Source organism: Actinomadura sp. 3N508 (assembly GCF_044326375.1).
Classification (GTDB): domain Bacteria; phylum Actinomycetota; class Actinomycetes; order Streptosporangiales; family Streptosporangiaceae; genus Spirillospora.
In genome coordinates, this window is record NZ_JBIRAX010000007.1 from 360,642 (window position 1) to 387,520 (window position 26,879).

The window sequence follows — 26,879 nt, forward strand, 5'->3', positions numbered from 1 at the left end:
GAGAGGACCACGATGAGTCATCCACGCGCCGTCGTCACCGGAGGCTGCGGATTCCTCGGCTCGCACCTGTGCGAGGCGCTGCTGGCCCGGGGGATCTCCGTGGTGTGCCTGGACAACCTGCTGACGGGCACGTTCCGCAACATCGCGCACCTGATGGGGCGGCGCGACTTCCGGTTCCGGGAATGCGACCTGACCGAGCCGGTGAACATCCCGGGCGAGGTCGGCCACGTCTTCCATCTCGCCTCCGCCGCGTCCCCGGCCGACTACCTGCGGCTGCCGATCCAGACGCTGGAGGTCGGCAGCCTCGGGACCCGTAACGCGCTGGAGTTCGCCGAGGCCAAGGGCGCCCGGTTCGTGCTCGCCTCCACGTCCGAGGTCTACGGTGACCCGCTGGTCCATCCGCAGCCCGAGACGTACTGGGGCAACGTGAACCCCATCGGCCCGCGCAGCGTGTACGACGAGGCCAAGCGGTTCGGCGAGGCCCTGACGTCGGCGTTCCGGCACTCGCGCGGTCTCGACGCCGCGATCGTCCGGATCTTCAACACCTACGGGCCGCGGATGCGCCCGGACGACGGCCGCGCCATCCCGACCTTCCTGCGGCAGGCGCTGACCGGCGAGGACCTCACCGTGACGGGGGACGGTTCGCAGACCCGCTCGATCTGCCACGTGGACGACACCATCCGGGGGATCCTGGCGCTCGGGACGTCCGGGCACCCGGGCCCGGTCAACATCGGCAGCCCGTACGAGATCTCCATGGCCGACCTCGCCGAGCTGGTCATCGAGCTGACCGGGGCGCCGTCCCGGATCCGCTTCGTGGACCGCCCGGCGGACGACCCGCGCGTGCGGCGTCCCGACACCAGCCTGGCCGAGGACGTGCTCGGCTGGCGGCCCCGGATCCCGGTCGAGGAGGGGCTGCGCTCCACGATCGAATGGTTCGCCCGGGAACTGCGCCGCCCGGTCCCGGCCGACGCGGTCGCGGGCTAGCCGGAGCCGCCGAGGACGTCCAGCAGTTCGCCGACCAGCGTGTCGGCGGGAGGCGGCGCGGTCGCTCGCGCCCTGCCGTCCGGGGACAGGGCCCACTCCCACCACCGGTCGAGTTCGGCGGGATCGAGCAGCGGCGTCGCCTCCGCCTCGGGGACGGTCACGACGGCGGGCCACGACCAGGCCCGCGCCTGCGCGGCCACCTTCGCGCCGCCCGCGACCGGGTCCACCGCCAGCGCGGGGATCCCGTTCTTCAGCGCCAGGACGAGCCCGTGCAGCCGCGTCGTCACCACCAGGTCGAGCCTGCGGACGGCCGACTCCAGCTCCGCCGCGGTGGCGAACATGCGCCAGTCGCGCGGGTCGAGCCGGGTGTCGAGGGGCAGCCGGGCGCATTCGCGGCCGGCGAGCCACGCGGTCAGCTCTTCGTGGACGCCGCGGTGCCGCCGCCTCGTCCCGTACTCGGCCTGGCCGGGCGCGAGCACCACACCGGCGACGGGCACCGCCGGGCTGTCGACGAGCCCCGCCAGGTCCGCCCGAGGCGCCGCCGAGGGCGAGTCCCGCGCGAGGACCGCGTCGAACCCCGTGACCGCCGGATCGTCCGGCTCGACGACAGAGACCCCGACGGCGATCCTGACGCAGCGCGCGTAGCGGCGATGGAGCTCCTCGATCTGCGGACCGCGCAGGGGCCCGCAGGCGAACACCAGGTGGGTGTAGCGCCCGGGGTCCGCCTGATCAAGGCTCAGACCGTCCGGCCTGAAGACGGGACTCCACGCCAGGTCGCATGCGACCTTTGCGCCGGCGAGGCCCCGCCGCACGGCCTCCATCGCCAGGACGTCACCCGCCGTGGCCTCACCATGCAGAAAGCTAGGCCACCCGGCCACCAGCACCCGCATCCGACCGCCTTTCGACCGGCGTGCGACGGGTCAGGACGGCGGGGCGGGGATCGGGTTCGCGGCCAGCGCCGAGGCGGCGGCGACCAGGTTGGAGGCCATCGCCCGGCCGGTGCTGTGCGACCAGTCCCGGCCCTCCTCGGTCTCCAGGTAGCTCGGACCGGGCCCGGGGCCCCGGTTCCAGTACGTCCACGCCTGGCCCGGGATCGTGTAGCCGAACTCGTTCAGCGCCCCGCTCAGGTTGTTGATCACATGGTGGGCGCCGTCCTCGTTCCCGGTGACGATCACACCGGCGACCCGGTTGAAGGCGACCGGCCGCCCGTCGTCGTCGGTCTCCGACAGCATGGCGTCCATCCGTTCGATGACCCGCTGGGCGACCGAGGACGGCTGTCCCGCCCAGGTCGGCGACGCGAGGATCAGGATCTCCGACTCCAGCAGCGACCGGTGCACGGCCGGCCACGGGTCCCCCTCGCCCAGGTCGGTCTCCACACCCGGCGGGATGTCCAGGTCCACGGCCCGGATGCTCTCCACGGTGACACCCCTCGCGCGCAGCGCGTCCTCCACCACCGCGGCGAGCGCGTGGGTGTTGGAGGTCGCCGGTGAACGCTTCAGCGTGCAGTTGATCACTACGGCGCGCATCGGCGCCTCCCTCCGGGACTTCGCGGGCCACCTGCTCCCGCGACGTACCCCGGCCACCACCGCGAAACGTCGGTACCCGGTCAGGCGCCCGTGCTCGTCGCCGGCGTTCCGTGGACGACCGCGCCGTTGGCGATGACCGTGCGGACGTGCAGATCATCCGTCAGGACGACGAGGTCGGCGTCCTTGCCGGGCTCGATGCTTCCGGTCCGGTCCCCCAGCCCGAGCATGCGCGCCGGGGTGGTGGCGGTGGCGACGGCGGCCTGGGTGATCGGGATCCCGACGCAGCGCACGGCGTGCCGTAGCGCGCGGTCCATGGTGAGGGTGCTGCCCGCGTTGGTGACGCCGTCCAGCAGCGTGACCTTGCCGTCGCGGGCGAGGACGGGCAGCGGGCCCAGGTTGAACTGGCCGTCCTTCACCCCGGCCGCCGGGGTGGCATCGGTGACCAGGGCGATGCGCTCGGCGCCCGCGGCGGCGAACGCGAGACGTGTCGTCGCGCTGTGCAGGTGGACGCCGTCGTTGATGAGCTCACATGTGACGTCGTCGTGAGTGAGCGCGGCGACGGCCGGGCCGGGTTCCCGGTGGTGGAACGGCCGCATGGCGTTGAACAGGTGAGTGGCCATGCTGGCGCCCGCCTCGAACGCCCGGTGCGCCTCGTCGTAGCTGGCGTCGGTGTGCCCCACCGAAACGACCGCGCCCGAGGCGACGACTTCGCGGACGAGGTCCATCCCGCCGTCCAGCTCGGGGGCGAGGGTGACGGTGCGGACGGCGCCGTCGCCGCTGGCGAGCAGGTGCCGCAGCGCGTTGACGTCCGGCGCGAGGACGTAGTCGCTGTGGTGGGCGCCCCGGTGGTTCGGGTTGAGGAACGGCCCTTCGAGGTGGATCCCGGCGATCGACCGGTGCAGCGGGTCGGGCGAGCGCATGAGCGCGGCCACCGTGCGGGCCGCGGCCGCCATCTCCTCGACCGGTGAGGTGATGAGGCTGGCCAGCGTCCGTGTGGTTCCATGACGGCGGTGAAAAGCGATCGCCCGCAGGATCTCCTGCGGATCCTCCGTGGTGACCTGCGCGCCGTCGCCGCCGTGCATGTGCAGGTCCACGAATCCGGGCAGCACGTAGGCCGCTCCGAGGTCGTGCACCTCGGCGTCGGCCGACCGCGGCGGATCCCCGGCTCCGACGGCCGAGATCCGGTGACCGTCCAGCGCGACCCAGCCGGGGTCCAGCACCCGTTTGGGGGTCACTACACGGGCGTTGGCGAAGATCATGACCATGAGGCTCCCTTGCTGGGACGTGTACGTCGCGAGCTGGTCAACTCATATTATCTTCTCTGGCAGAAGAAAATCCTAGCCCGTGGAGACGAGGTCTTCCTTGGTTGCGATCGGCATGCCGCCTACCGGCGATGACGGCGGGACGGCGGGCGGGCGCGTCCTGACGCTGCTGCATCGGCGCGGCCCGCTGACCCGCGCGGCGGTCACGGCCGAACTCGGCCTGGCGCCGAGTGCGGTGGGCACCGCCCTGGCCGACCTGGCGGCGCTGGGTCTGGTCCGCATCGGCGAACCGCGGCGCGGCTCCTCCGGCGCCTCGGCCGGACGCGGCAGGCCGTCTCCCGTCGTCGAGGTGAATCCCGGCGGCCCCGTGGCCATCGCCGTCCAGCTGAACGCGGACCGCGTAACGGTCGGCCTCGTCGGCCTGGACCGCGGCATCAGCCACGTTCGCGAACATGCCCTGAGCGGCTCTGACACCGACCCCGCCACCCTCATACCGGCACTGGCGGACGCGATCTCCGACGCAGCCCGCCGGACCGAGCGCCGGTGCGCCGGGGTCTGCATCGCGATGCCCGGCTTCATCAGGGAACCCGACGGCTTCGTCCGGTCCGCCCTGCACCTGGGCTGGAACGAGGTCCCCCTCGCGCAACGGCTGGCCGACCTGGCACCGATCAGCGTCCCCGTCGCCGTGGGCCGGGGCGCCACGCTGGCCGTCCTGGCCGAGTTCCGTTACGGGGCCGGCCGCGGCGCCGCGAGCATGCTGGCCCTGGACAGCGAACGCGTCGGCATCGGCGGCGGGTTCATCGACGCGGGCATCCCGCTCACCGGGGGCGGCAACGCGCTGGAGGCCGGGCACATCATCGTCGAGCCAGAGGGCCTGCGATGTCCGTGCGGGGCGCGAGGCTGCCTGGAGATGTACGCCGACTCGCGTGCACTGCTCCGTGCCGCAGGTCGACGCCGTCACGGCCGCGCGGACACCGTCGCCGAGATCTTCGAGGACGCCGCAGCCGGTGACCACGCCGCACAGGAGGCGGTCCGCGGCACCGCCGGCCACCTCATCACGGGCTTGACCAGCCTCGTCAACACGCTCGCGCCGGAACGCGTGGTGCTGATGGGCTTTCTGGCCGACCTGTACCGAGCCGCCGAGGACTTCGTCCGCGACGGGCTGACGGCGTCCTCCGTCGTCGCCCGCTCCGGCCAGATCGAGATCACCACAGGCGACCTTCGGCATGCCGCTCTCGTGGGCGCCGCCGAAAGAGCTTTCGCCCCACTTCTAAGGCAACCGCGTACCGTCCTGAACGCCACCCCGTCCTGAGGCCGAGTATCGCGGGCGTATGGAAAATCGCATACGCCTCTGCAACAGCCTCCCGTCTTCAGTGGAGCCACGGACCACAGCGGTTCGTGCCGAGGGCCCGCGCCCCGGCTTCGGAACCGATCACGAAAAGGGGATGGCCGTGGCCGATGACAGGGAATTGGACCGGCGTTCGCTGCTCCGAGGGGCCGCGGTGGTGGCCGGTGCCGCCGCGACCATGCCGCTGCTGGGCGAGGCGGCCACGGCGCAGCCCACGGGCGGCGATGCCGACGCGCTGTTCAAGGCCGGGGAATTCGAGCAGGCCGCCCGCGCCTACGAAGAGATCCTGAAGAAGGACCCCAAGAACGTGCACGCAGCACGCCAGCGCGGCTATATCGGGCTACTGTCCAACCGGTTCCGTGAAGCGGAGAGCTACCTCAAAACGGCCCTCGGCCTGGCACCCGGCGACAAGCAGACCAACCAGTTCCTGGCCGATTGCTACACCCGCCAGGACAAGCTCTCCCTCGCTGTACCCCACTGGCGGGCGACCGGCGACGAGGTCTACGCCAGATGGTTCGCGGCGGTCCGCGGCGAGCCGTACCAGATCCACGGCGACACCGCGCGGCTGCCCTGGCGGGGCATGGACCCGTTTCCGCTGCTGGAGGCCTCGGTCAACGGCGGGCCGCCGAAGACCTTCACGTTCTACACCCGTGTCGGGTGGCTGGGCATGTCCGCGAAGGTGGCCGAGGAAGCCGGGCTGACCCCCGTCGCCAGCCAGAAGATCGAATACGCGGGCCGCACCATATGGCAGTACTTCGGGGTACTGGACTCCTTCACCCTGGGCGGCATCGAACTGCGCAACGTCCCCGTGCAGTGGTCGAAGTCGGACGAAGAAGAACCGGCTGGAACACACGACGGCATCATCGGCACGTGGGTCCTGTACCACTTCCTGACCACCGTCGACTATGCGGGCCGGTCCCTGATCCTGCGCCGCCGGACCCCCGAGACGGCCAGGAAGGCACGCGCCGACGCCGTCCGGGCAGGCGCCGAGCCCCTGCCGCTGTGGCTGGCCCGCGAGCATCTGCTGCACAGCAGGGGCAGCGTCGCCGGCTCCGGAGCGCAGGTGGTGGCCCTGGACATCGGCGGAACCGGCGAGATGGCCGCGGCCATGTCCGTCGAAACGGCGAAGGAGCTGCGGATCCGGACGGACTACGACCGCCCGCTGGAATCCTTCGCCGGCGGCCAGCCGGTCGTCAGCTACCCCTGCTACCCGAAGGAGGTCCGCCTCGGCAACGCCACCGCCAGGCACGTCTACTGCTACGCGGGCAAGTCCGGCGGCACCGGCGGCTTCGCGCCCGCGGACACGTTCGCGCCCGCGGGCACAAGGGCCGGATCACCCACCGACTACGGCTTCGATGTGCTGGCCCACTTCTCCCACGGCTTCTACAAGCCGTACAACGTCACCCTCGACTTCACCGACATGAACGCCTACATCGCCCGAGGCAAGGCCGCCTGACCACCACAACGCGACGAGCACCGCCACGGCCAGGGCCACCAGCACGACGGCGGCGATCGCGAACCCGATCCGATAAGGATGCCGCTCGACCCACGACAGCGTGCCCGGATACGTTCTCTCGAATTCTTTGGCGTTGCGGAATGCGTCCGGCCCGCTGCATGGAACGTCGAGCATCTTGACCAACCGGTCTATGTCCTCGCGGTTGTAGTAGTCGACGTTCATCCTGACGAGCAGCCTGCCGTCCGCATCGAGGAGGAACAGGCTGCTGTTGGCGCCTCTCGGCACATGGATGGTCGCGCGTACCGCCTTCGCGATACTCGAACGTGACCGGCGCTGATGGGTGAACGGTCCCCGCACGACGATCTCGTGGGAGGTCAGGACGATGCGGGAGGTGCGCAAAGCCACGGCCCCCAGGATGATCAACGTGGCCCAGAGCACGCCCGCGATCGGGGCGAACACCGTCGGGGCGTCGCCGACCAGGATCGCGGCGACAGTGCCCGCGCCGCCCAGGCTCAGGGCGGCCAGCAGGATCAGCACCGTCGCGGAACCGGGCCGCAGGTCGAGCGTTTCCTGATCATCATGCATGGCGAGCTTCGATCATCACGAGGGTCGTCCGGTGGGCGGATCGTTCGGCGGTCCGGGTCTGCGCACCAGGGTGCGGGCGCGGTCGAGCACCGGGCCGAACCAGGCGGGTACCTCGCGTTCTTCGTCGAAGCCCCGCGCCACCACGACGTCGGTGGAGGAGTGCGCCAGGATCGACAGGACGATGGTGGCCGCGACGAGGTGGAAGATCTGGTCGGCGGCCGGGATGCCCGATTCGAGCACCAGCAGCCCGTACACCACCGACGCGAACCCCTTGGGACCGAACCACATCACCGCGGCCTGCTCGCGCGCGGTCAGCCCGGAACGCAGGAACGACACCCAGATCGCCACCGGCCGCGCGAGCACCAGGGCCAGCACGGCGAAGACCCAGCCCGTCCAGCCGACGTCGCCGAGGAACGCGGGGGTCAGCAGCGCCCCGAAGATCAGCAGCGCGGCCAGCTTGAGCAGTTCGGCGACCAGCTCGCCGAACTCCCCGAACGCCTGACGATGCCGGTCGCCGATGGTGGCGACGGTGACACCGGCGGCGAAGGCCGCCAGGAACAGGTTGCCGTGCGTGGCCTTGCCCAGCGCGAGGACGAGCAGGCCGATCGCGACCGCGTTGAGCGGCTCGTATTTGGCGGAGATGGCGAACAGCCGGGTGCGCTCCAGCATGATCGCCGCCCACGGCACGGCCACGCCGATGACCAGGCCGAGCGCGAGCTCGGAGCCGAGCTCGCCCAGATGCAGATCGTCCGAGCCCTGGGCGATGGCCAGGAACAGCACCACGAACGGCAGGATCAGCCCGTCGTTGACGCCGGACTCGACGTTCAGCAGATGCCGCAGCCGGGGCGGCACCTTGTCGTTGCCGACCAGCGCGGCCGCGAACACCGGGTCGGTCGGGGTGAGCACCGCCGCGATCAGCAGCGACTCCACCCAGCCCAGGCCCACCACGTAATGCGCCAGGACGGCGGTCACCAGCAGGGTCAGCGGCAACCCCCAGCCCAGGGCCCGCCCCGGCAGCCGCCATGCGCTGCGCAGATCCGGCCACCCGGCATGCATCCCATCGGTGAACAGCACCGCGAACAGCGCGAGCTCGGCCAGCCCGTAGACCAGCGAATCGCCGGGCCGGACCGGCACCACCCCGGTGACACCGTCACCGAGCAGGAACCCGCCCACCAGGAACAGCGCCGCGGTGGACAGGACCGTACGGTTCGCCAAGCTCGAGACCAGAACGGCCAGCAGCAGCAGAGCCGCGAACGCGGTGAGCAGAGCGGTCATCGGCGCATCCCCCGGGACGATCGGACGGGAATCGCCGACCAGACTTCCCGGCACACCGGCTTACGACTCTAGCGGGGACCGCCGCGGATCCACCACGACCTTTCCGGGGCGCGGTCGCGCCCACAGACCAGGGGCGCGGCCGGTGGTCAGGACTTGGTGGTCTCGGTGGGCTGCTCTTCGGTGGGATGCTGCTGGAAGTACGCGCGGGTCTCGCGCCAGACCAGCGGGCTGAGGATCAGCAGGCCGACGAGGTTGGGCAGGGCCATCAGCCCGTTCATCACGTCCGAGAACGTCCACACCGCGGTGAGCGTGGAGACCGAGCCGACGTAGACCGCCACGATGAACACCAGCCGGTAGGGCAGGACGGCGCGCCTGCCGAACAGGTACTCCATGCAGCGCTCGCCGTAGTAGGACCAGCCGAGCACGGTGGAGAAGGCGAAGAACAGCACGCCGATGGTGACGATCACGCTGCCCCAGTCGCCGGGCAGGCCCTCGTCGAAGGCGCGGGCGGTGAAGGTGGCGGCGTCGTCCTCACCGCCGGTCTTCCAGGCGTCGGTCACGATGATCGTCAACGCGGTGAAGCTGACCACGACGAGGGTGTCGATGAAGGTCTGGGTCATCGACACCAGCGCCTGGCGCACCGGATGGGTGGTCTTGGCCGCTGCGGCGGCGATGCCGCCGGTGCCCAGCCCGGACTCGTTGGAGAAGATCCCGCGCGCCACGCCGTACCGGATCGCGGCGGCGACCCCGGCGCCCACGAAGCCGCCGGTGGCCGAGGTCCCGGAGAAGGCGTCGCTGAAGATGAGCCCGAACGCCCCGGGCAGTTCCTCGATCTCGAACGCCAGCACCGCGGTCGCGCCGACGACATAGAAGATGATCATTACGGGGACGAAGGCGCTGGTGATCCGGCCGATGGTCTTGATGCCGCCGAGGATGACCGCCGCGGCCAGGAGGGTGATGATCAGGCCGGTGGCCCAGGGCGCCAGGCCCCACTCGTCCTCGACGTTCTCGGCCACGGTGTTGGCCTGCACCATGTTCCCGATGCCGAAGGCCGCGATCGCGCCGGCGATGGCGAAGAACCCGCCCAGGAACCAGCCGAGGCGCCCCCCGATGCCCTCGCGGAGGTAGTGCATGGGGCCGCCGCTCTGCTCGCCGGCGGCGTCGGCGCGGCGGAACCGCACGCCCAGGAACGCCTCGCTGTACTTGGTCGCCATTCCGACCAGGCCGGTCACCCACATCCAGAACACCGCGCCCGGACCGCCCAGCGCGATGGCGGTGGCCACGCCCGCGATGTTGCCGACGCCCACGGTGGCCGCCAGCGCGGTCGTCAGCGCCTGGTAGTGCGCGATGTCACCGTCGACGTCGTCGTCTTCCTTGCGTTTGAAGAACGCGAGCCAGAACGCGAGGCGGAAATGCCGGAACTGCAGTCCGCGCAGCAGGATCGTGAGGTAGAGCCCGGTGGACAGGAGCAGCGGGATCAGCAGCCAAGGACCCCAGACGAAACCGCTGACATCGGTCAGGAAGTTCTCGATCGAGTTCATCGAACCACCGTCGGCGTGGGAGCAGGCGGGAACTTTCCGGACGGTAGCGTCACATTGCTCGCTTGTGAAGATCTACTACGAACCCGTTATATGTTTATGATCTCCGCGAACACCCGAAAAGCCGCCACCATCGGAAATGACCGCCCGCCCAGAACGATCTTGCTGACGACGTTCAGCCCACCAGGTCGAGTCCACTTTTGGCGCCGGGCGTCGCGGCGTGGACCTCCTGGATGGACCAGGCGCCGGATCCTCCGGTGACCTGGACGAGCGCGTGGGACCGAAGGTCCACCGCCCGCTCCGCGCCCCGGACCGTGAGCGTCCGCGGCCCCAACGCAGCCGTCGCGCGGGGAGCGAAACGGCGTCCCGCATCCGCAGGACCAGGTTGACCTCCTCCCCGAACGGCGTCAGAAGGGCCGCCTCCTCGCCGGGTCGGCGCCGATCAGGCTCGCCGCCGTGCCACCGCGGCACGGCAGGGCATTCCCTTTTTCGGCCCGGACGAGCCCACCGGTGTAAATACTGGAAACGTGCGCGGGGAAGATGATGGACGCCGTTTACACCGGTGGCGTGCGGGTCTCGCCCGAACATCGAGCCTGCGGCGGCGCGAGAACGGCATCGCCTATTTCGGCATCGTCTGGTTCGGGCTGGCGATCTCCCAGCTCGCCAGCGCGACGACGAACTTCGCGCTGACGGTGTGGCTCTGGCAGCGCAGCCATCAGGCGTCCCCGGTCGCCCTGCTCGAACTCTGCTCGTTCGCCGCGGTCGTCGGCCTGAGCCCGGTGGCCGGGATGCTCACCGACCGCTGGGGGCGCTACCGCACGCTGATGCTCAGCAACCTGGTCGGGGCGCTGGTCATGGCGTTCCTCTGGGGCCTGTACGGGCTGGGCGACCTTCAGGCAGCGTTCATCTATGTGGCGATGCTCGCCCTGGGGGCGAGCCTCACGCTGCAGTTCCCCGCGATGATGTCGCTGATCACGGTGACGGTGCCGTCCCGGCACTACGCGCGCGCGAACGGGCTGGTGTCGCTCGCCGTGTCCGTGGCCGGGATCGGGGCTCCCGCGCTGGGCGCGGCGCTGCTCCAGTCCGCCGGGCTCGCCACGATCCTGGCGCTCGACGTCCTGAGTTACGCGGTGGCCGCCGTCACCTTGCTGGCCGTTCGTGGCGAGAAGCGCATGCCGGCGGGCCCGGCCCCGTCCGGGAAGCGGGCGGCCTGGCGGTCGGATCTGACGCTCGGGTTCCGGTACATCGCAAGGAAGCGCGGACTGCTCGCGTTGCAGCTGTGCTTCTTCGCCTTCTTCTTCTCCAGCATGCTGGGCGTCCTGCAAGCGCCGATGATCCTGGCCAGGACGGAGGGCAACGCGGTGCTGGCGGGGACGCTCTCGGCCGCCGGGATCGGCGGCCTGCTCGGCAGCCTCGCGACGACCGTGTTCGGGACCGCGGGCCGGTCACCGCGGCGAGTGATCTTCCTTGGGTTCGTGCTCACCGGGCTGGCGGGCCAGCTGCCGCTCGCGGTCACCACCGAACCGGCAGCGTGGTTCGCGGCCTCGTTCGCCGCCGGCCTCATCCTGCCCGCAGTGCTGGCCGCCCACCAGTCGCTCTGGCACACCATCGTCCCGGACGACCTCCAGGGGCGGGTCTTCGCGGCGCGGCGCATCCTCACCGAGTCGGCGGGCCCGATCGCGATGCTGTCGGCGGGTCCGCTGGCCGACCACGTCTTCGAGCCGGGCATGCGGGGCGGGCTGGGCTCGGTGGCCGGGCCGCTGGTGGACGGCACCGGTCCCGGGTCGGGCATGGCGCTCATCCTGCTGCTGGCCGCCCTGCTGTCGGTCGCGACGGGCCTCGCCGGGCTGCGGCTGAAGTCCGTCCGCGCCCTGGAAAGCGACTCCCGGCGCCTCCTCGGCGACCCCGCCGGCGCGCCGCCGGAACGGCGATTCGACCCCGCCTGAACGAATGGGCGGACAATGTCCGGCTTTGAGGGCGTGCTGCTACTCTGACGCCGGGCCGTTACTGGCGTGTGAGGATGGAACCGACCATCAGGGAGCGGCCCCTTCCGCGATGTCGTGCCGTGCGCCTGGGTGCCGAAACCCTGGAGGCATGGCCATGAGCGACGTACCTCGGTTCCCCGGCTCCGCGGACCGCCCGCGCCTCATCGGAATCGTCAATCTGACAACGGACTCGTTCTCCGACGGCGGCCTGCACCTGGCCCCCGACAAGGCCCTGGAACACGCGCACGACCTGCGCGCGGGCGGCGCCGACATCATCGAGCTCGGTCCCGCCGCCAGCCATCCCGGTTCCGAGCCGGTCACCGCCGCCGAGCAGCGGGAGCGGCTCGCCCCGGTGATGGCGAGCCTCGCCGAGGACGGCATCCCCGTCTCGGTCGACTCGTTCCACCCGGACATCCAGCGCTTCGCGATCGAGCACGGGGCCGCCTACCTGAACGACATCCAGGGCTTTCCCAGTGCCGACCTCTACCCCGCGCTGGCCGGCTCCGAGTGCACGCTCGTCGTCATGCACTCGATCCAGCGCCAGGGTCCGGCCACGATCGTGAAGACCGACCCGGCCGAGGTCTGGACGGGCATCGACCGCTTCTTCGACCGGCGCCTCACCGAGCTGCGGGCCGCGGGCGTCCCGTCCGAACGGCTCGTCATCGACCCCGGGCTCGGCTTCTTCCTGGGCAGCAACGCCGAGTCCTCGGTCGCCGTGCTGGCCCGGATCCGGCGGCTCAGGGAGCGTTTCGGCCTCCCGGTCCTGGTGTCGCCGTCGCGCAAGTCGTTCCTGCGGGCGCTCACCGGGCGCGACATCGCCGGAGTCGGCCCGGCCACCCTCGCCGCCGAGATCTTCGCCGCCGCGCAGGGGATCGACTACATCCGGACCCACGACGTGGAGGCGCTGCACGACGCCCTCACGGTGCTGCACGCCCTGACCACCGAAGCGTCAACGGGGAGTCTTTCCTTCGATGATGTCGAGGATGTGTTCGGCGATGGCCATGGACGAGGTCGCGGCGGGTGAGGGGGCGTTGCGCACGGCGGTCACCCGGCCGAGCCGGTGGACGCGGAAGTCGTCCACCAGGCTCCCGTCGGGGTCGAGCGCCTGGGCCCGCACCCCGGCCCCGGCACGGACGACGTCGCCCGCGCCGACCTCCGGCACGTACCGCCGCGCCGCCTTCATGTAGGCGCGCTTGGACACCGAGCCGTGCATCTCGTGGATACCGGTGCGCCAGTGCCGCCGCGCCATCCGCCAGGTGCCGGGCCACCCGGCGATGCCGCGCAGGTCGCGCAGCGACACGTCCGCGCGGCGGTACCCCTCACGGGCCAGCGCCAGGACCGCGTTGGGCCCCACCTCGACCTCGCCCGACACTCTCCGGGTGAAGTGCACGCCGAGGAACGGATAGCGCGGGTCGGGGACGGGATAGATGAGGCCGCGGACCAGATGCGCCTTCTCCGGGACGACGGTCATGTACTCGCCCCGGAACGGGATGATCCGCGGCCCGGGGACATCGCCGGCGAGGCCGGAGACGACGTCGGAGTGGACGCCCGCGCAGACGATCAGGTGGTCCACCCGCACGGTCTGCTCGGCGGACGCGACCTCCAGCCCGGCACCGGCGGGCCTGATCGCGGTGACGGGAAAGGAGAACCGGATCTCGCCGCCCGCGCCCGTGATGTCGCCGGCGAACGACTCCGCGATGCGCGTGTAGTCGGTGATCGCGGTGTGCGGGGAGTGCAGCGCCGCCAGGCCCGCCGCGTGCGGTTCGATCTCGCGGATGCCCGCCGCGTCCAGGCGCCGCATGCCGGGGACGGCGTTCACGCCGGCGCGGGCTTCGAGGTCGTCCAGGCGGGCGAGGTCCGCCTCGTCGACGGCGACGACGAGCTTGCCGCACTCGTCGTAGGGGAGCCGCCGCTCCGCGCAGTACTCGCGCAGCATGGCCTTGCCGCGCGTGCACAGTTCCGCTTTGAGGCTGCCGGGCCTGTAGTAGATGCCCGCGTGGACGACCCCGGAGTTGTGGCCGGTCTGGTGAACGGCGACGCGGTCCTCTTTCTCCAGCACGACCACGCGCGTCCCCGGGCGGCGCGCGGCGATCTCCCGGCCGAGCGCCAGCCCGATGATGCCCGCCCCGACGATGCCGGTGATCTCGTCAGCCATACGTCCATCCTGACGTGCGGCCTCCGGCCACCGGACGCGGTGGGTGCCGTCCCGCCAGACGGGGATGCGTGTCCCGGCGGGCAGCCGCGGCGGGATTCCGGGTGCGTAAACGACGGCGGTCGAGATGCCAAGGGACGCGTCGGGCGCCGGAACAGGGTTGGATCCTAGGGTGATCACCGGATACGACACCGTGCTCGTCTGCGCGCAATCCCCGTCCCGCGCCGTGCGACGCTTCCTGGACCGGCTGCACCGGGACCGGCCGGACCTGCGCGTCGCGGTCGAGCCGGGGGACGACCCGTCCTTCCGCCCCTGGGGCGCGGGCCGCGAGATCCCCACCGGCCGGGCCGAAGTGCTCGTCGCCGAGGACGAGGAGATGATCCAGAGGTGGGACGAGGACGGCTACCACCTGTCCCCCACCGGCACCGGCCCATTGATGATCAGCTTCGAGCCCTGCCGGGTACCACGGCTCAGGGCCCGGGTCCTGGAGAATCCGTACGGCGACAACGGCCTGGGATTCGCCCCCCACGAGGTCACGCTCGTCGGCACGGACCTCTTCCTGGTCACGATCGTCACCCCGGACGCCGACAGCGCCTACTCGACATCGGTCATCGACCGCCTGGCCGAATGCCTGACGGGGCTCTAGCCGGGGGAATGGTTGACACGGCTCTTTGGGCCGTGACGCCCTGCCGGAAATGGCGATGCGGGCGGCGGCGGTTCTTCGCCACCGCCCGCATCGGGCCTCAGAGGTCAGGCGGCCTTGTAGCCGAGCTGGCGGAGCTGGTCGGCGGACAGGCGGGACACGTTGTGGTCGTGGTCGGTGGCCGCGTACTGGTGGATGGTCCACTGCTTCCACGGCGAAGGCGCGCTGACCTTGCCGGGAGACCGTCCATAGTGCGCGACCCACAGCGGGTATTCGCCGAGGCCCTTGCCGTGCTCCTCCGCGAAGGAACGGGAACTGTAGAACATCGGCTTGACGCCGGTCTTCTGCTCGACGCGTTCCAGCCAGCGTTTGGCCCAGTCGTTCACCTCGCGCGTCGAGCGGCCGTCCGTGGTCTCCAGGTCGAGGATGAGCAGGTCGCCCTTCGCCAGCCCGGCGGACGTCACCACCCGGAGATAGTGATCGGCCTCCCGGACGGGATCGTTCTGCGGACGCCCGTAATGGTAGGCACCCCTGACCAGGCTGTTCTGCTTGATCTGGGTCCAGTTGCGGGTGAAGGTCGTGTCCTTGTGCGCGGTGCCCTCGGTGGCCTTAGCGATACCGAAACCGGGCTTCTGCCGGCTCCAGTCGAATCCCTTGTCGTGGTGCGAGACGTCCACCCCATAAGGGCGGGCGCCGGCCGCGGGCGGCGCCTCTGCCTTCGCCTCGGGCGGGGCCGCCTTCTCGATGACGGGTGCGGCGGCGGTCCCCGCCGTGGTGCCGGTCTCGGGCGCGTCCGCGGTCCCTGCGGTGACGGCCAGGGGAGTGATCACCCCGGCGGCGAGCACCGAACCCATCAGCAGCATTCTGCGGCGGCCGCGCGTTCTCATCGTTTTCTGGATGCCCGTTCGCACCGGCGTCCACCTCTCCTTTTCCGCCTGCCGGGTTAGCTGACGGGTTCGGGCCAGGAGACGGCCCTACCGCTGGCGGACCAGCGGATTCACCCCTAACGAACCTGGGTCCCCGGCTTCCCTTTTTCGGGAATTCGGCGTCCGGCCGGATTTCGGCCGGTGCAGCGGACACTAAGCACGGGAAATGGGTGGCGGCAAACGAGAACGGCGAAATCAACCGATGGGTTGATACGGGCATCGACCCATCGGTTGGCGGGCCCGGGTCAGCCGGGGAGGCGGATGAGGCGCCGCTCGACGGCCACGGTGACGGCGGCCGTGCGGGTGTCGACGCCGAGCTTGGCGAAGATGTGCACCAGGTGCGTCTTGACGGTGGCCTCGCTGATGAACAGGCGGCGCGCGATCCGCTGGTTGGACAGGCCCTCGGCCAGCAGTTCGAGGATCTCGATCTCGCGGGGGCTGAGGGACGGGGCGGGCTCGCGCATCCGGTCCATCAGCCGGGACGCGATCCCCGGCGACAGCGCCGTCTCGCCGCGCGCGGCCGTGCGGATGCCGCGGAACAGCTCGTCCGGCGGGCCCGCCTTGAGCAGGTAGCCCGCCGCGCCGACCGCGATCGCGCGGGAGATGTCGGCGTCGGAGTCGTAGGTGGTGAGGACGAGGACACGCGGCGGGTCCGGCAGCGCGAGGATGCGGCGGGTCGCCTCGACGCCGTCGATGCCCGCGCCGAGCTGCAGGTCCATCAGGACGAGGTCGGTCGGGACGGCCCCGGCCAGCCGGACCGCCTCCTCGCCGTCCGCCGCCTCCGCGACCACCTCTAGGTCCGGCTCGCCGCCGAGCAGGGCGCGCAGCCCGGCCCGGACGACGGGATGGTCGTCCACGATCGTCACCCGGACCACGGTCACTCCCCGTGCTCCCGTTCACGGGGGACCGTGGCGGCGATGACCGTCCCGGCGCCCGGGGCGCTCTCGACCGCGAGGGAGCCGCCGACCTCGGCGAGCCGGTCCCGCATGGCGCGGAGCCCGTACCCGCGTCCCCTGGCGGACGCGGCCGCCCCGGGGTCGAACCCGGTGCCGTCGTCGGCGACGTCCAGGGACACGGCGTCGTCGAGAAAGGTCAGCGTGATCATGATCGTGGCCGCGTCCGCGTGCTCGCGCGCGTTGGCGACGGCGCCCTGCGCGACGCGGAGCAGCACGGCCTGCACCTCGACGTCCACCGGGTACTCGTCCCCCTCCGTCCGGAACCGTACCCGCGGGCCCGCCTCCGGCCCGGCCCCGGCCAGCTCGCCGAGCGCCGCGAGCAGGGACCCGGACGCCAGCGCGGGCGGGGCCAGCGCCCAGACGAAATGGCGCGCCTCGTCAAGGTTCGCGGCGGCGGCGTCGGCGGCCTGCCGCAGATGGCGGCGGGCGTCCGCCGGCGAGGTGTCCCACTGCCGGTCGGCCGCCTGGAGCAGGATCTCCATGCTGGCCAGGCCCTGCGCGAGCGTGTCGTGGATCTCGCGGGACAGCCGTTCGCGCTCCTCCAGGACGCCCGCCGCGCGCTGCGTGTCGGCCAGCTCGCCGCGGGTGCGGACGAGCTCGCCGACGAGCCGCTGCAGCTCCAGGAAGATGACGGCGGCCATCGCGGCGACCGCGATCGGGGCGAGCACCAGGCTCGGGTCCACGCGGTCCGCGAGGTAGAGGCCCGCGAAGATCACCGCACCGGTGATCACCACGACGGCGGCGATGGCGGCGCGCGGCGACAGCAGCCGCAGCGCGGCGAAGAACAGCGGGACCGCGCACCAGGCGAAGCTCGGGGCGGCGCCGACCAGCGCCAGCCAGCACGCGACCACGGCGCCCAGCCAGGCGAGGCGCCCGTGGCGGCCGAGCGCGTCCCAGAAGGCGACGCCGAGCGCGTAACCGGCGCCGAGCACCCCCGTGAGCGTGAGCACCAGCGGCGTGGCGCCGTCCAGCCCGTGCCCGGCCACGAACCGGGACGCGGACGCGGCCAGCAGCAGGAAGAACCCGGCGTGCATCGCCAGCCGGATCCGGCCTTCGGTCCTGGTCACGTCCCCTGTCTCCCCGTCCCGCATCGGCGCAAGCCTCGCCCGCCCCGGCGGGCCGCGCATCAGCCGATCGATTGATCCGGCCGCGCCGCCTACGTGCGGGAAGTGCTGCGGACGACGTCCATCAAGGTCGACCACGTGAACGACCTCGGCTGGACCGCGCTGCTGGAGGCGATCATCCTCGGCGACGGCGGCCCGAACCACCAGCAGGTGGTCGCCCACCTGCTGGACGCGGGCGCCGGCCAGGGCCTGTCTCGAAGTTGGCCGGGACTTGGAAATGCAGTGGCCTGACATGTCACATGTGCTGGTATGCTGCTTTCGCCGCCAGTGACGCATGTCCGTAGGTCGCGGCGCGCCCAGCGGAGGAGCGAAGGTCATGACCGCCAAGTACGAGGCGTCCCCCGGCATGGGCGGGTTCACCGCGGTCGAGCGTACGAGCCCGACCCAGCAGGTGCGCGAGCAGCTGCTGGGGGCGATCGAGCGCGGCGACATCCCGGCCGGGGCCATGCTGCCCTCCGAGCGGGTGCTGTGCGACACGTTCGGCGTCAGCCGGGTCAGCGTGCGCGAGGCGCTCGCCGGCCTGGAGGCGATGAAGATCATCGAGATCCGGCACGGGCGGGGCGCGTTCGTCCGCAAGAGCATCAACGAGCAGTACGCCGAGCCGTTCGCCAAGTACCTGGAGCTGCACCGCGACGAGCTCATCGAGCTGAACAAGGTCCGCGGCGCCCTCGACGAGCTGGCCGCGGCCGAGGTCGCCGAGCACGCGACCGACGAGGGCCTGGCCGAGATCGAGCGGGCCCAGGAGGTCTTCCAGGCTGCGGCCGCGCAGGACAAGCCGAACCTCGCCGAGGTGTCGCGGCTGGACGTGGAGTTCCACCTGTCCATCGCGCGGGCCACCGGCGGCGAGCTGCTGCCGCGGCTGCTCGGCGAGCTCAACGACGTCATGACCGAGTCCCGTCCCGCGACGTTCTCGCGCGAGGGCCAGCTCACCCGCTCCATCCGCGACCACCAGGCCATCGTGACCGCGCTGAAGAGCCGGGACGCGGCCCGGGCGCGCAAGGCCATGCAGAAGCACATGCTGGCGATCCGCGAGTGGTACGAGGACCTTCCCGGCAAGGGCTGAGCCCTTCCGCCAGCCCCCTTTCACCGGCCGGTGCGCGGCACCGGCCGGTTTCGGCATTCCCGGCATCGACCCTAAAGTCGCAGGTGAACGGCGTGCCGTGGGCATTGTCACCCGCAACCCACATAGGTAAGGTCAGCACATGTATTACATGTGACCAGGGGCGGGAGCGGGGAGATGACGGACTCACAACACGTCGAAGACGCACTTGCCAAGAGGTACCGCCAGCCGAAACGGGTCGAGCAGTTCGGGGCCGAGGTGGTCCCGGACGAGCTGCGGACCGTCCGCTGGTGGGACATCTTCGCCATGGTCCTGAACTTCGTCGTCAACCCCGGCACCATCGTGATCAGCGGTGCGCTGATCGCCGCCGGGATGTCGCTGTGGGAGGCGACCCTCACCGGCTTCCTCAGCATCGTGGTCGGCTTCAGCGCCTACCTGGTCGCCGCCACCGTCGGCGTCGACTACGGCATCCCCGGCCTGGTGAGCATGCGCGCGGTGTTCGGGACGCGCGGCGCCGCCGTCACCTCGGTGCTGCGCGCGGTGTCCAGCGTGTACTGGTTCGCGTTCCAGACCGTCGCGGGCGGCATCGGGATCGCGGCGGTGCTGCGCTCCCTGCTCGACCGGGAGATCTCCCAGTCGCTGATCATCGTCTGCTTCGCCGTCTTCCAGATCCTGGTGGCGACGGTCGGGTACGGCTCGCTGAAGGCGCTGTCCCGGGTCGCGTTCGTTTTGAAGATCGCGTTCTCCGTGGTCATCGTCATCATGCTGATGACCTATCCCAAGGAGAGCTTCCACGCCGACGCGGTGTTCTCCTTCGCCGGGACCGGCCACGGCAAGGTCGCGCTGATCGCGCTGTGGACCACCAGCATGGCCGCCGCGTGGTTCTCCAACTTCACCGACGCGGCCGACTTCTGCCGCTACTCGCGCACCCGCGTCGACATGTGGATCGGCACGTTCCTGGCGGCGGTCGTCGGCCAGCTGATCTGCTCGTTCCTGGGCGGGTACGCCGTCGCGGCCGTGCAGGGCGACAGCGACAACGCCTTCGACGTGATCGTGACCGCCACCCAGGGCGCGGTCTGGCTGCTCCTGCTGATCCTCGTCTACATCGTCCTGGACAACTGGACGATCAACGTCCAGAACCTCTACACGGCCGGGCTGGCGATCACCACGCTGTTCTCCCGCATCGGCCGCTTCTGGGGGACGCTGTTCGTCGGCGTGATCGGCCTCGGCGCCTCGCTCGCACCCGGCCTGGTCGACAACTACACGAGCTATATGGAGTACCTGGCCGACCTGTTCGCGCCCATGGCCGGTGTCTTCGTCGCCCACTACGCGATCCTGCTGAAGACCCGGCTGGACGTGCCCGCCCTGTTCCGCACCGACTCCCGCTACGCCTACTGGCGGGGCTTCAACTGGATCGCGCTGTTCTGGGTGGTCGCCGGCTACTTCATCAACACGACGGTGCCGGCGCAGTACCTGAACATCGTCGTGACGGCGGTGACGGTCGGCGCGCTCTACCTGGCCTCCATGGCGGTGGCGCGGCGGCGGTGGCCGGTCGTCGCGGCCGGGAGCGAGCCCGTCCACCGGCGGACGGAGGAGCCGGTCAAGGACCAGGCCGCCGGGCTGGAGCCGGTGGAGCAGGGAAGCTGAGCCCGCCAGGTGCGACGGCCGTCGGGAGCGGCGGCCGTCAGGTGCGGCGGCCGTCAGGTGCGGCGGCCGTCGCCGAAGATCGGGAGCAGCGGGTCGATCTCGACGGTGGCGAAGACGCCGGCGCGGGTGAACGGGTCGGCGGCGATGAACGCCTCCGCCGCCTCCCGGTCCGGGACCTCCAGCACGAAGAGCTGGCCGCGGCGGGTCACGCGGTCCTCGTCCAGGAGCGGGCCGGACAGCTTGATCAGGTCGGCGCGCTCGTCCACGTAACGGCGGTGCTCCGCCAGGACGGCCCGGCGCAGGGAGGCCGAATCGGGCACGTCCCGGCAGAGCACCACGTAATGCGGGGAGGACGCCGGCATCAGGCGGTGAACGCGGCGTCGATGGCGATCTCGGCGCCGGAGATGTAGCGGCTGCCGTCCCCGGCCAGGAACACGACCAGGTCGGCGATCTCCTCGGGGGTGCCGAGCCGCCCGGACGGGATGAACCCGGCCAGCCGTGCCCGGTTCTCCGCGCCGCCCTCGATCATCGGGGTGTCGATGACGCCGGGGCAGATCGCGTTGACCCGGATGCCGTCCGCGGCCAGCTCCCACGCGGCGGTGCGGGTCATGCCGCGCACGGCCCATTTGCTGGCGGCGTAGGCGAACGGCATGCCGCCGCCCTTGAGGCCCGCCGTAGAGCAGGTGTTGATGATCGAGCCGCCGCCCGCCGCCCGCATCAGCGGCGCGACCGCGTACATGCCCAGGTAGACGCCGGTCTGGTTGACCTCGACGACCCGCCGGTACTGCTCGGGCGAGGTGTCGGCCAGGCCCGCGTGGAGCCACACCCCGGCGTTGTTCACCAGGATGTCGACGCCCCCGTGGTCGGCTCGCACGGTCGCCATGAGCTCGCTCCAGGCCGCCTCGTCGGTGACGTCGAGCGGCAGGAAGCGTCCTGGGCGGGCCAGTTCGGCGGCCACCTTCTCCCCGTCGCCGCCCGGCAGGTCGGTCACGACCACGGTCGCGCCGTGCTGCGCCAGCAGCCGCGCCTCGGCCGCGCCCTGTCCGGTGTACGACCCGGCGCCGGTGACGACGGCGACCTTCCCGTCGAGGTTCGGATGGTCCATGTCAGGCTCCTTCACGCGTGCCCCGGCACCACGCGGCCGGGAAGAACTCGTCGATCGCGGCGATGGCGGTCTCGGGGCGGCCGTCGCTGGGGACGGTCTCGAACGTGATCGTCCCGTCCCAGCCGAGCCGGTCCAGGACGCCGCGCAGGTGCCCGGCGTCGACCTCGCCGGCGCCGGGCTCGTGCCGTCCGGGGACGCCCGCGAAGTCGAACCGCGCCATCCAGGGCGCGGCGGCCTCCAGGTGGTCGGTGAGCCGGCCGCTGCACAGCTGCTGGTGGAAGACGTCGAACGCGACCCCGACCACCGGGTCCGCGATCTCGCGCGCGACCGTCACGACCGCCGGGACGTCGCCCCACAGATATCCGGGCAGGAACACCGTGTTGAGGTGCTCCAGGACGAGCGTCACCCCGCTGCCCCGGGCGAGATCGGCCGCGGCCGACACCGCCTCGACGCAGGCGCCGTGCAGCGTCTCGGCCGGGAGCGGCGGCGACGGGACGACCCGGCCCTCGCTGATCGCGTTCGAGAACACGTGCAGCTGGCGGGCGCCGGCCGCGACGGCGGCGTCCAGGGAGCGGGCGATCTCGTCCAGCACCGCCTGCCGCCCGGACGGGTCGCAGAGCGGACGGTCGCGGTTGCCGAAGAAGCCGTTCACGCCGATGCCGGAGTCGCGGCACGCGGCGGCGACGGCGTCGATGTCGCTGGTCCGGCGGTCCCAGAGGTCGACCAGGTCGAACCCGGCGGCCCCGGCCGCCCGCGCCCGTTCGGCGTACGGGCGGTCCCGCCACATCATCTCGATGGACACAGAGCGCAGCACCGCGCCACCTCTCGTTCGGTTATTCGGGGACGTTCACGCAGCGGCCGTTGCCCTGCTCGGAGTCGTCGCACTTCCCGTCGGCGTAGACCTGGCGGCCGCGCGAGAACGTCATGACCGGCCAGCCCTTGAGCCGGTGTCCCTCCCACAGGCAGGTGCCCTTGCCGCCGTGGACGACGGGACGCTCCTCGTCCAGGTCGACCACGACCAGGTCGGCGTCCGCGCCGATCTGGAGCGCGCCCTTGCGCGGAAGCAGCCCGAACCGGCGGGCCGGGTTGTAGGAGTTCATCCGCACCAGGTCGCTGAGCGGCAGGCCGCGCTCGTGCACCCCGTGGTGCAGCATCAGCGGCAGCTCCCAGGCGAAGGACACCACGCCGGGCTTCTCCGTCCACAGGTCGCCGCCGTTCTTGCGGAACGGGACGTGGTCGGTGCCGATCGTGCCGATGTTGCCGCCGAGGAGGGCGCGCCACAGGCCGTCCTGCTCGTGCCGGTCGCGCAGCGGCGGGGAGATCTTGGCGCGGGCGTCCAGGTCGGGGTCGTAGGCGGTGCGGGTCAGGTAGTGCGGGCAGGTCTCGACGGTCACGTCCACGCCGCGGGCGCGGGCCTGCGCGGCGATCTCCGGACCGCGCCCGACCGAGGTGTGCACGATGTAGAGCGGGCAGCCGGTCAGCTCGGCGAGCTTGATGACCCGGACGATGGCCTCCTCCTCGACGAAGGACGGGCGCGATTCCGTGTAGGCGCCCAGGTCCTGTCGCCCGGTGGCCTTCATCTCCTCCTTGAGCATCGCGGCAAGCTCGGTGTTCTCGCAGTGCACGGAGACCACGCCGTTGGGCAGTTTCGCCGCCTCGCGCATCGCCCCGTACACCCACGCGTCTGTGGACGAGCGGATCCCGATCGGGTTGCCGGGCTCGTAGCCCATGTGGCACTTGAACGACTGGACGCCGGTCTCGGCCGCGACCCGCGGGATGTCGGCGATGTGCTCCTCGCGCTGGATGCCCCAGTGGAACCCGAAGTCGATGCTCGACTGCGCCTCGCCGCGCGCCCGCCGCTCCTTGTAGAAGTCGACGTAGCCGCCGTTCGGATTGCGCGCGAAGAGCAGGACGGTGGTCACGCCGCCGCTGGCGGCAGCCGCCGTCTCGGTGCGCATGTCCTCGTCGTAGTCGTAGTCGACGCCGAGGTGGCAGTGCGGGTCGATCACGCCGGGCATCAGGACGCGCCCGTCGAGGTCGATCTCCCGCGTCCCCGCCGGGAGGTCGCCGTCCGCGCCGACCGCGACGATGCGCCCGCCGCGCACCGCGACACCGCCGTGGAACTCGCCGGTGTGGGTGACGACGCGCCCGCCGCGCAGGACCAGATCAGCCTTCATGCCTTGCCCTCCTCGATCTCGGCGATACGCCGGGAGATCCCCGACCACTGGCTGGCGCCGACCGTCACGGGGGCGCGGCGGCCGAGCCCGCGTGCCCAGACCGCCCGGTGGCCAAGTGCCCGCGCGGCGTCCAGGTCGATGCCGCCGGGCGGCGCGGCCAGGTCCATGACCAGGCTCGCCGGGGGCAGCGCCGCCAGCACCTCGCGGTCGACGACCCGCGTCGGGACGGTCGAGAACAGCATCGGCAGCCCGGCGGCCCGCTCCGGCAGCTCGGCCAGCGGGTGCGGGACGCAGCCCGCCGAAAGCGCGTCGGCACGCTGCACCGGGTTGCGCGCGAACAGGTGCACCCGCGCGCCGAGCAGGACGAGGGTCCGCGCGAGCAGGCGGCCGATGTTGCCGTGCCCGACCACGCCGACGTCGGCGGCGTGGATCGTCACGTCGGTCTCGGCGATGGCGAGCTGCAGCGCGCCCTCCACGATCGCCGGGCCGCGCAGCAGCATCAGCTCGGTGTCGTGCTCGTACTCGGAGAGCGCGATGTCGTGCTCGGCGGCGGCCTTGCGGAGCCGCTCGTCGGCCTCGCCGAGTATGATCGTCGCGCCGGGCGCGAGCCGGGACAGCAGCGCGGCGTCCGGCAGGATCGGCTCCGGAGCGGCGGGCGCGAACAGGACGCCGTCGGACGCGATCCCCGGAATGGGGAACAGCGCGTAGTGGGCGCCGTCCAAGGCTTCGGCCGCCGTCGCCGCGCGGGCGACGCCCTCGATCCCGCCGTCCGGCCAGGGGAATCCGTAGGCCCGGACGGTCGCGCCGGTGGTGGCGGCGAGCCTGGCGATCTCTCGTTCGCGCTCGTCGCCGCCGACGACCGCGATCACTCGATGTGACAGTTCCATGGGTCCCTTTCAGGCTCGTACGACGGCGCGGACGCCGCCGGCGTCCAGGCCCGCCAACCCCAGCCGGGCGGCGGTCAGGCCCTCGGCCGACGGGTCCTCGCCGGTCGCGGTGGCGCCCAGCGTGAGCAGCGCGTTCGCGGTCGGGACGGGCACGCCCGCGATCCCGGCGAGGACGGTGAAGGGCAGCAGCCCGTACGGCAGGTCCTCGCGGTAGTAGCGGTGCGCGAACGAGGCCGGGGCGGCGATCTCGCGGTTGGCCGCCCCGCCGCGCACGGCCCCGGCGACGTCGCCGCGTTCCGCCGCGACCGGGTCGGCGGTGCCGATCGCGGTCATCTCGGCGAGCAGCCCCGGCAGCGCATGGCCGAACGCCTGGGCCACGGCGCGGCGCTCACCGTCCAGCGACTCCAGGACGCGGGCGACGCCGGGCGTCATGCCTTCGACGTAGAAGGTGAAACCGCCCTGCGTCGCCTCGACCCAGGCGGCGCCCAGCACCGCGCCCGGCGGATGCAGCACCAGGTTCACGTTCGACAGGCTGGACGCGAGCACGTCCGGCACCGGTGACGCCCCCCGGAACAGCCGGAGCGCGCAGTCGAGCGCCTCGTCCCCGCCCGGCAGGCACGCGGCCCGGACCGTTCCAGCCCGCCCCGTCGTGACCACGGTCCCGGAGCGGACGCGCGCCACGTAGGTCAGCGTGGAGAACTCGGCGAGCGGCGGGAGCTTCGTCCCGTGCTCGGCGAACACGGCCCGCGCGTGCAGCGCGCCGCCGGTGTGCCCGGGGTTGAGCACGATCGGGACCTGGACGGGCAGCCGGGCCAGGTCCGCGAACAGCGCGCGGTGCGCGATGCTCGGCAGGCAGACGACCGCGGCCTCGGCGCCGCGCAGCGCCTCGGCCAGTTCGGTCGTCATGACCTCCGGGACCGCCTCGCCCTCCCCGAAGACACCCGCGTACGCGACGGCGCCGCGCTCGACGTGCGGTGCCAGCGTCATCGGGTTGCGGTTCCACAGCCGTACGTCATGCCCGGCGAGGGTGAGCTCGGCGGTGGCCGCGAGCCCGCCCGCCCCGGCCCCGAGCACCGCGACCCTCATACCCGGTACTTGTCGATCTTCGCGCGGTCGACCTCGATGCCGAGGCCGGGGCCGTCGGGGGCCATGACCTGCCCGTCCACGAACCGGAACGGCTCGGTGATGAGGTCGTCGAGGTAGTAGATCCCGGCGATGTCCGGGCCGTCCGACCCGGCGGGCCTGGACACCGGGCAGACGCTCGGCAGCGTCGCGATGCGCAGCGCGGTGCCGAGCTGGAGGTTGGCGGCGTTGCCGATGCCGGTCTCGATGGAGCCGCCGATGTCGCAGTACATGCCGAGGTCTTCGGCGATCTCGGCCTGCCGCCGCGCCCGGTACAGGCCGCCGGGCTTGGTGACGTAGCAGGAGAAGCACGCCGCCGCGTCGAGCTCGTGCAGCTCAAGGATGTCGTGGACGGTCCAGGCCGACTCGTCCGCCATGACCGGGCTGCCGATGCCGGACGCCACCCGGGCCAGGTCGCGGGCGCCCGCGAGGGGCTGCTCGCACAGCAGGATGCCGTGCTCCTCCTGCCGCCGGGTCACCTCGATCGCCTGGTGGACGGAGGCGTAGCCCTCGTTCCCGTCCACCCGGATCTTGACCTCGTCGCCCAGTCGGCGGCGCAGCTCGCGCACCAGCGTGACGTCGCGGTCGGGGTCGAGGCCGGTCTTGCACTTGATGGTCTTCGCGCCCTCGGCGACGGCCTGCTCGGCCTCGGCGTAGCAGCGGTCCAGGTCCATGATGCCGAGCGAGTGCGCGACCTCGATGCCGTCGCGGTGCCGCCCGCCGAGCATCGTCGACACCGGGACGCCGAGCGCCTTGCCCGCCGCGTCGTAACAGGCGACGTCGATAGCGGCCTTCGCGTACGGGTGGCCCTTGATCACCTTGTCCATGCGGGCGTGCAGCACGCCGATGTCGGCGGGGTCGAGGCCGACGACCGCGTGCCGCAGGTGGTCCAGGACGATGTGCCGGACGGTCTCCGGCGTCTCGCCGTAGTACCGCATGTGCGCGCCGCCCCAGGTGCCGCCGGCGGGCGCCTCGCCCCAGCCGGTGACGCCCTCGTCGGTGGTCAGCTCGATGATCGCGTGGTGCCCGATGGGCGTGTTCATCTTCGAGGCCCAGTTGTGGTCGCGGCGGGCGGGCAGCCGCACCAGGTGGACCTGGATGTCGTTGATCTTCAAGGGGTC

24 protein-coding genes, 1 pseudogene and 2 riboswitches are annotated in these 26,879 nt (G+C 71.8%); of the genes and pseudogenes, 9 read left to right on the top strand and 16 right to left on the bottom strand.

Annotated features, from left to right (window positions below):
- Positions 1-12: 12 nt before the first annotated feature.
- A complete protein-coding gene (locus tag ACH34S_RS26000; RefSeq protein WP_395955406.1) occupies positions 13-984 on the top strand; it encodes an NAD-dependent epimerase/dehydratase family protein in 972 nt (323 codons plus the stop codon).
- On the opposite strand, the gene ACH34S_RS26005 is transcribed toward ACH34S_RS26000, so the two are convergent.
- The 3 genes from ACH34S_RS26005 to nagA all read right to left on the bottom strand — a co-directional run bounded on the left by ACH34S_RS26005 (position 981) and on the right by nagA (position 3,769).
- On the bottom strand, positions 981-1,874 hold the full coding sequence (locus ACH34S_RS26005; protein ID WP_395955407.1) for a polysaccharide pyruvyl transferase family protein: 894 nt from the start codon (positions 1,872-1,874) through the stop codon (positions 981-983). The genes ACH34S_RS26000 and ACH34S_RS26005 overlap by 4 nt on opposite strands.
- Positions 1,875-1,904: 30 nt before the next feature.
- Complete coding sequence (locus tag ACH34S_RS26010) at positions 1,905-2,510, bottom strand: flavodoxin family protein (protein ID WP_395955408.1); 606 nt, start codon at positions 2,508-2,510, stop codon at positions 1,905-1,907.
- A gap of 80 nt (positions 2,511-2,590) precedes the next feature.
- A complete protein-coding gene (gene nagA, locus ACH34S_RS26015; protein WP_395955409.1) occupies positions 2,591-3,769 on the bottom strand; it encodes an N-acetylglucosamine-6-phosphate deacetylase in 1,179 nt (392 codons plus the stop codon).
- 103 nt (positions 3,770-3,872) lie between these two features.
- Between nagA and ACH34S_RS26020 the strand changes: the two genes are divergently transcribed.
- A complete protein-coding gene (locus ACH34S_RS26020; RefSeq protein ID WP_395955410.1) occupies positions 3,873-5,084 on the top strand; it encodes an ROK family protein in 1,212 nt (403 codons plus the stop codon).
- 139 nt (positions 5,085-5,223) lie between these two features.
- On the top strand, positions 5,224-6,576 hold the full coding sequence (locus tag ACH34S_RS26025; RefSeq protein WP_395955411.1) for an aspartyl protease family protein: 1,353 nt from the start codon (positions 5,224-5,226) through the stop codon (positions 6,574-6,576).
- Between the two features lie 600 nt (positions 6,577-7,176).
- Here ACH34S_RS26025 and ACH34S_RS26030 read toward each other — a convergent pair.
- The gene (locus ACH34S_RS26030) at positions 7,177-8,436 is read right to left on the bottom strand and encodes a cation:proton antiporter (RefSeq protein ID WP_395955412.1); all 1,260 of its coding nucleotides are present in this window, start codon (positions 8,434-8,436) and stop codon (positions 7,177-7,179) included.
- 146 nt (positions 8,437-8,582) lie between these two features.
- A complete protein-coding gene (locus ACH34S_RS26035; RefSeq protein WP_395955413.1) occupies positions 8,583-9,977 on the bottom strand; it encodes an alanine/glycine:cation symporter family protein in 1,395 nt (464 codons plus the stop codon).
- Between the two features lie 524 nt (positions 9,978-10,501).
- On the opposite strand from ACH34S_RS26035, the gene ACH34S_RS26040 reads away from it, so the two are divergent.
- Positions 10,502-11,920 carry an MFS transporter gene (locus ACH34S_RS26040; protein WP_395955414.1) on the top strand — a complete coding sequence of 473 codons (1,419 nt, stop codon included), beginning with the start codon at positions 10,502-10,504 and terminating at the stop codon, positions 11,918-11,920.
- Positions 11,921-11,967: 47 nt separating this feature from the next.
- A riboswitch (ZMP/ZTP riboswitch) is annotated at positions 11,968-12,058 on the top strand.
- 16 nt (positions 12,059-12,074) lie between these two features.
- A pseudogene (folP, locus tag ACH34S_RS26045) lies at positions 12,075-12,908 on the top strand (dihydropteroate synthase); the annotation flags it as partial.
- On the opposite strand, the gene lhgO reads toward folP, so the two are convergent.
- A complete protein-coding gene (gene lhgO, locus ACH34S_RS26050) occupies positions 12,909-14,114 on the bottom strand; it encodes an L-2-hydroxyglutarate oxidase (RefSeq protein WP_395955415.1) in 1,206 nt (401 codons plus the stop codon). It abuts the pseudogene before it with no gap.
- Positions 14,115-14,283: 169 nt separating this feature from the next.
- On the opposite strand from lhgO, the gene ACH34S_RS26055 reads away from it, so the two are divergent.
- Positions 14,284-14,757, top strand: a complete 474-nt coding sequence (locus ACH34S_RS26055) for a hypothetical protein (RefSeq protein WP_395955416.1) — start codon at positions 14,284-14,286, stop codon at positions 14,755-14,757.
- Between the two features lie 104 nt (positions 14,758-14,861).
- Here ACH34S_RS26055 and ACH34S_RS26060 read toward each other — a convergent pair whose 3' ends face one another.
- The 3 genes from ACH34S_RS26060 to ACH34S_RS26070 form a co-directional block, all read right to left on the bottom strand.
- A complete protein-coding gene (locus tag ACH34S_RS26060; RefSeq protein ID WP_395955417.1) occupies positions 14,862-15,608 on the bottom strand; it encodes a glycoside hydrolase family 25 protein in 747 nt (248 codons plus the stop codon).
- A 62-nt stretch (positions 15,609-15,670) separates the two neighbouring features.
- Positions 15,671-15,812: riboswitch (cyclic di-AMP (ydaO/yuaA leader) on the bottom strand.
- Between the two features lie 113 nt (positions 15,813-15,925).
- A complete protein-coding gene (locus tag ACH34S_RS26065; RefSeq protein ID WP_395955507.1) occupies positions 15,926-16,555 on the bottom strand; it encodes a response regulator in 630 nt (209 codons plus the stop codon).
- A 2-nt stretch (positions 16,556-16,557) separates the two neighbouring features.
- Entirely contained in the window at positions 16,558-17,703 is a 1,146-nt protein-coding gene (locus tag ACH34S_RS26070; RefSeq protein ID WP_395955418.1) for a sensor histidine kinase, read from the bottom strand.
- A 102-nt stretch (positions 17,704-17,805) separates the two neighbouring features.
- Between ACH34S_RS26070 and ACH34S_RS26075 the strand changes: the two genes are divergently transcribed.
- The 3 genes from ACH34S_RS26075 (at position 17,806) to ACH34S_RS26085 (ending at position 20,467) form a co-directional block, all read left to right on the top strand.
- The gene (locus tag ACH34S_RS26075; protein ID WP_395955419.1) at positions 17,806-17,991 is read left to right on the top strand and encodes a hypothetical protein; all 186 of its coding nucleotides are present in this window, start codon (positions 17,806-17,808) and stop codon (positions 17,989-17,991) included.
- A gap of 85 nt (positions 17,992-18,076) precedes the next feature.
- Positions 18,077-18,823, top strand: coding sequence for a FadR/GntR family transcriptional regulator (locus ACH34S_RS26080; RefSeq protein ID WP_395955420.1), 747 nt, complete (start codon positions 18,077-18,079; stop codon positions 18,821-18,823).
- A 174-nt stretch (positions 18,824-18,997) separates the two neighbouring features.
- A complete protein-coding gene (locus tag ACH34S_RS26085) occupies positions 18,998-20,467 on the top strand; it encodes a purine-cytosine permease family protein (RefSeq protein ID WP_395955421.1) in 1,470 nt (489 codons plus the stop codon).
- 53 nt (positions 20,468-20,520) lie between these two features.
- Here ACH34S_RS26085 and ACH34S_RS26090 read toward each other — a convergent pair whose 3' ends face one another.
- The 7 genes from ACH34S_RS26090 to ACH34S_RS26120 are packed head-to-tail and all read right to left on the bottom strand — an operon-like array spanning position 20,521 to position 26,873.
- Entirely contained in the window at positions 20,521-20,829 is a 309-nt protein-coding gene (locus tag ACH34S_RS26090) for a YciI family protein (RefSeq protein ID WP_395955422.1), read from the bottom strand.
- Positions 20,829-21,572 (bottom strand): SDR family NAD(P)-dependent oxidoreductase, encoded by a 744-nt coding sequence (locus ACH34S_RS26095; protein WP_395955423.1) that lies wholly within the window; start codon positions 21,570-21,572, stop codon positions 20,829-20,831. The genes ACH34S_RS26090 and ACH34S_RS26095 overlap by 1 nt, the downstream gene beginning before the upstream one ends.
- A gap of 1 nt (position 21,573) precedes the next feature.
- Positions 21,574-22,386 carry a TIM barrel protein gene (locus tag ACH34S_RS26100; RefSeq protein ID WP_395955424.1) on the bottom strand — a complete coding sequence of 271 codons (813 nt, stop codon included), beginning with the start codon at positions 22,384-22,386 and terminating at the stop codon, positions 21,574-21,576.
- 19 nt (positions 22,387-22,405) lie between these two features.
- Positions 22,406-23,749, bottom strand: a complete 1,344-nt coding sequence (locus ACH34S_RS26105) for a dihydroorotase family protein (RefSeq protein ID WP_395955425.1) — start codon at positions 23,747-23,749, stop codon at positions 22,406-22,408.
- Positions 23,746-24,636, bottom strand: a complete 891-nt coding sequence (locus ACH34S_RS26110) for a dipicolinate synthase subunit DpsA (protein WP_395955426.1) — start codon at positions 24,634-24,636, stop codon at positions 23,746-23,748. The genes ACH34S_RS26105 and ACH34S_RS26110 overlap by 4 nt, the downstream gene beginning before the upstream one ends.
- A gap of 9 nt (positions 24,637-24,645) precedes the next feature.
- Positions 24,646-25,722 (bottom strand): NAD/NADP octopine/nopaline dehydrogenase family protein, encoded by a 1,077-nt coding sequence (locus ACH34S_RS26115; RefSeq protein ID WP_395955427.1) that lies wholly within the window; start codon positions 25,720-25,722, stop codon positions 24,646-24,648.
- Positions 25,719-26,873 (bottom strand): mandelate racemase/muconate lactonizing enzyme family protein, encoded by a 1,155-nt coding sequence (locus ACH34S_RS26120; RefSeq protein WP_395955429.1) that lies wholly within the window; start codon positions 26,871-26,873, stop codon positions 25,719-25,721. Before ACH34S_RS26120 ends, ACH34S_RS26115 begins: the two co-directional genes overlap by 4 nt.
- Positions 26,874-26,879: the final 6 nt, after the last annotated feature.